The organism is Mycobacterium sp. TH-M25, from assembly GCF_057473665.1.
Map to the genome: position 1 here is coordinate 1 of NZ_JBYCLA010000337.1, position 3,826 is coordinate 3,826.

3 protein-coding genes and 1 pseudogene are annotated in these 3,826 nt (G+C 65.2%); 1 reads left to right on the forward strand and 3 read right to left on the reverse strand.

Going from position 1 to position 3,826, the window contains the following annotated elements:
* Positions 1–220: pseudogene (locus AC2VOU_RS11385) on the forward strand (hypothetical protein); the annotation flags it as partial.
* 269 nt (positions 221–489) lie between these two features.
* Here the strand turns inward: AC2VOU_RS11385 and AC2VOU_RS11390 are convergent.
* The 3 genes from AC2VOU_RS11390 to AC2VOU_RS11400 form a co-directional block, all read right to left on the reverse strand.
* On the reverse strand, positions 490–1,932 hold the full coding sequence (locus AC2VOU_RS11390) for a catalase (RefSeq protein WP_486957474.1): 1,443 nt from the start codon (positions 1,930–1,932) through the stop codon (positions 490–492).
* Positions 1,933–2,047: 115 nt separating this feature from the next.
* Entirely contained in the window at positions 2,048–2,653 is a 606-nt protein-coding gene (locus AC2VOU_RS11395) for a MarR family transcriptional regulator (protein WP_486957475.1), read from the reverse strand.
* Positions 2,650–3,826: pyruvate, phosphate dikinase (locus AC2VOU_RS11400; protein WP_486957476.1), on the reverse strand; the 1,177-nt coding region annotated here is incomplete at its 5' end. The genes AC2VOU_RS11395 and AC2VOU_RS11400, both read right to left, overlap by 4 nt.

Below are 3,826 nucleotides of genomic sequence, written 5' to 3' on the forward strand. Positions count from 1 at the left end.
CGTCGTGACCGATATTCAGCCCGCACCCGACAACCTGGCTGGAGCCACCCTGGCCGCAACGGGACCGATACCGATTTACCTGCACACAGCACCCGAGCCGATCGTGCTGACCGACCAGGGCGGGCACTGGCTGATCACCCACGACACCGCTATCGCCGCCCTCGACGCGTTCTGGCACAGCGCCAACCGCCGGATTGTGGTGGTACCGGCGGTTCCCTAGACAGCGCTGCCCGACCAGGGGGACGTGACCCCACGCAGCTGTAATCCATTGTCGTGCAGCGGAATACTTGTGGTCATGGACTTCTTCAGCCCATCCCTGTCACGTCCTGTCTCAGTTTCTGCCGTGATCGCGTCTTACGCGGCGGTCCTGCAACCCTTGGGTTCGTGGACTGCGCACCGAGAGTGTTGCGCCGACATTGCACTTGGCGGTCGGCTCCGGGAATGTGGACGGCTTCCAACTGCTTCTCGGCCATCCCCGTCACGACGGAGCTAGCGCGACCGGAATTCCTCCTCAACTTTTTTCCCGATATCGGAATCGACGTTGCGCCAGTACTCGAACGCGCGGGACAAGACCGGCTCTACGACGCCCTTCGACAGGTGCCCAACAATGTTGTGCACTAACCGGTCTCGCGCGGCGTCGTCGAGAACTTGGCGCACCAGCATCCCGGCCTGGCCCCAGTCGTCGTCCTCGGCATGCAAGGTGTAGGCGGAGCGGATCATGTCGCCGTCGGCCTGCCAGCGGATCTCGGCGGCACGCTCCGGATCGGCATGCGGGCCGCCGTAGGAGTTCGGCGCATACACCGGGTCGGAGACGTTGCGCATCCGCATCGCCCCGTCTTTGGAGTAGCTGTCGACGTCCACGTGCGGCGAGTTGACCGGGATCTGCTTGTAGTTGGTTCCCAGTCGGGCGCGGTGCGCGTCGGCATAGGAGAAGCCACGGGCCAACAGCATCTTGTCCGGGCTCAGGCCGGTGCCGGGCACCATGTTGTTCGGCTCGAACGCGGCCTGCTCGATCTCGGTGTGATGGTCGGTGACGTTGCGATCCAACGTCAGCTTGCCGACATCGACCAGCGGATAGTCGCTGTGCGGCCACACCTTGGTCAGATCGAAGGGGTTGAACCGATAGGTTTTGGCCTCCTCGAACGGCATGATCTGCATTTTCAATATCCAGCTCGGGAAGTCGCCGCCCTCGATCGCGTTGTAGAGGTCGCGCTGGTGGTAATCGCCGTCCTCGCCGGCCAGCTGGTCGCCTTCTTCTTGCGTCAGGTAGTCGATGCCCTGGTCGCTGATGAAGTGGTACTTCACCCAGAAGATCTCGTCGGCGGCGTTGATCCAGCTGTAGGTGTGGCTGCTGTAGCCGTTCATCTGCCGCCAGCTCTTGGGGATACCGCGATCGCCCATCAACCAGGTCACCTGGTGCGCCGACTCCGGCGACAAGGTCCAGAAGTCCCACTGCATGTTGTGGTCGCGCATGTTCGTCGCCTGCATACGCTTTTGCGAACGAATGAAATGCTGAAACTTCATCGGGTCCCGCATGAAGAAGACCGGCGTGTTGTTACCGACCATGTCGAAGTTGCCTTCGGATGTATAGAACTTCAGCGAAAATCCGCGCGGGTCGCGCCAGGTGTCTGGGCTTCCTCGCTCGCCGGCGACGGTGGAAAACCGGATCAAGGTCTCGGTCTTGGTGCCCGGCTGGAACACCGCCGCCCTGGTGTACTTGCTGACGTCGCCGGTCACCTCGAAGTGTCCGAACGCGCCGCCGCCCTTGGCGTGCGGCTGGCGCTCTGGGATGCGCTCGCGGTTGAACTGCGCCATCTGCTCGATCAGGTAGTGATCCTGGAGCAGAAGCGGGCCGTCTGGGCCGATGGTCAGCGACAGTTCGTCGCTCGGAGCCGGCGCACCGCCATCGGTGGTGGTGTAGCGCTCAGTCATGAAGTACCTCCTGATCAGCGGGCCGCCTTGGCGCTGCGGGCAGCCTCCAGAGACTGAGTACCCACTCAGGCCGATAAGTAGGCATCGCCGCGCCGAACGTCCTCCTAGCCCACTCCTAGCCCCCGTGCCCGGCCTCGGCCTCTGCCTCGCGCGTCAACCCGGCTGCGCCGATGAATTCTTCGTGTAGTTCGAACCACACCGTGTGGTATGAGTCGACGAGCGGACGGGTCAGCCAGGCGGTGTCACCCTGCTGCACCTTGGCGTACGCGGCAGCCAGTTTGCGCCCATATCCCGCCAGCCGTGGGATCTGTTGTGCTGCTGTCGAAATGACCGGAACGACGCGCTGATGGACGTCAACCAATCGGGCCAGCACCGCGGCGTCGTACCCGGGATCGTCGTGCCCATTGGGCTGGCCGTCACGGAGTTGCCAATCGGTGACCACGGCTTTGAAAACCCGGTTCACCTGACGGAATTGCCGATAGGCAGCCGCAATCGCATCCCGATCAATCGACTGACGTTCCGCCGCGAGCAGCGCTTCCAGCCGAGCACGTCCGGCCGGGGTCAACCGCAGCGTCGAATCAGCCAGCAGCAGATCCGCGTGGCTCAGGTGGGTGACAGCCTCGCCGACAGCTGCTCGGTCTTCGTCGACGCCGGCAGCCACCTCGTCGAGAGTCACACGTCCCTTGAGCCGCACCGCTTGCAGGACCTTGAGCTCCATCATGGCCAGTTCCCGGCGTGAAGTGCGGTCAACATGGCAATCAGCGGATGGTTCGACACCACATCGGTGTGTCCGGCGTCGATAGCCGACTGCACTGCCGAAGGTGCGGTGTCCTCGAGTCGAACGTATGGGCCGTTGTGGTGGGCCCGCAGTGGGCTGACGCTTCGTGCGATATCGGCGAGCTCGGCCAACTCAGCCGAGTCGCGCTCCGACCACGCGGTGAACGGCAGCGCGCCCGCCCTGACCTCGCCGGCCGTTCCGTCGACGGTGACCAGCTTGCGGTCAAGTGCGGCAACGACACCCGCGCCGCAGCCAACCACGGCAGGGCGACCGAGCTCCCGGCTGACGACCGCCGCATGGGACGTGACGCCACCCACTTCCGTCACGACGCCGCGGGCCGCCACCATGCCGCTGACATCCTCGGGACTGGTCGAGGCTCGCACCAGGATGACGTCCTCGCCCCGGTCGGCGGCGTCGACGGCGGCGTCGACGTCGGCGTAGGCCCGGCCGGTCCCGAATCCGGGACAGGCCGGCAAACCCCGGGCCAGCAGGGGCGCGGCAACTCTGGCCTCAGGTTCGGGGAACGGCAGCAACAGTGTCTCGATGTGAGCCGGCGTCACCCGGCGCAGCACGTCGACGTCATCGATGCGCCCCTCGGCGCGAAACCGCAGCGCCAGTGTGACTTCCGCCGATGCAGAGAGCTTGGCGCTGCGCGTTTGCAGGAGCCACAGCCGACCCTGCTCGACGGTGAATTCGACGTCTTGCACATCGCGTTCGCGGTGCTCGAGACGACGGGCCGCTGCCAGCAGCTGCTGATAGACCGCGGGTTGTTGGTCGCGCAACATCGATAGCGGCTCGCAGTCGACTGATCCCGACACCACCGCGTCGCCCTGTCCGCCGGCAAGCCACTCCCCGACCGGCTCGTCGGCGCCGGTCATGGGGTTGCGCGAAAACACCACACCGGTGCCCGACGAGGCACCCAGGTTCCCGAACACCATCGCTTGCACTACCGCGGCGGTACCGCCGGCGTCATCCCGGCGGTGGTACCGCCGATAGGCCTTGGCGCGCGGCGAGTTCCACGACCGAAACACCGCCGCGATGGCGCCGCGCAGCTGGTCATAGGCGTCGTCGGGAACCACGCCGGCGTTGTCGCTCAACACGATTCGTCGATACATG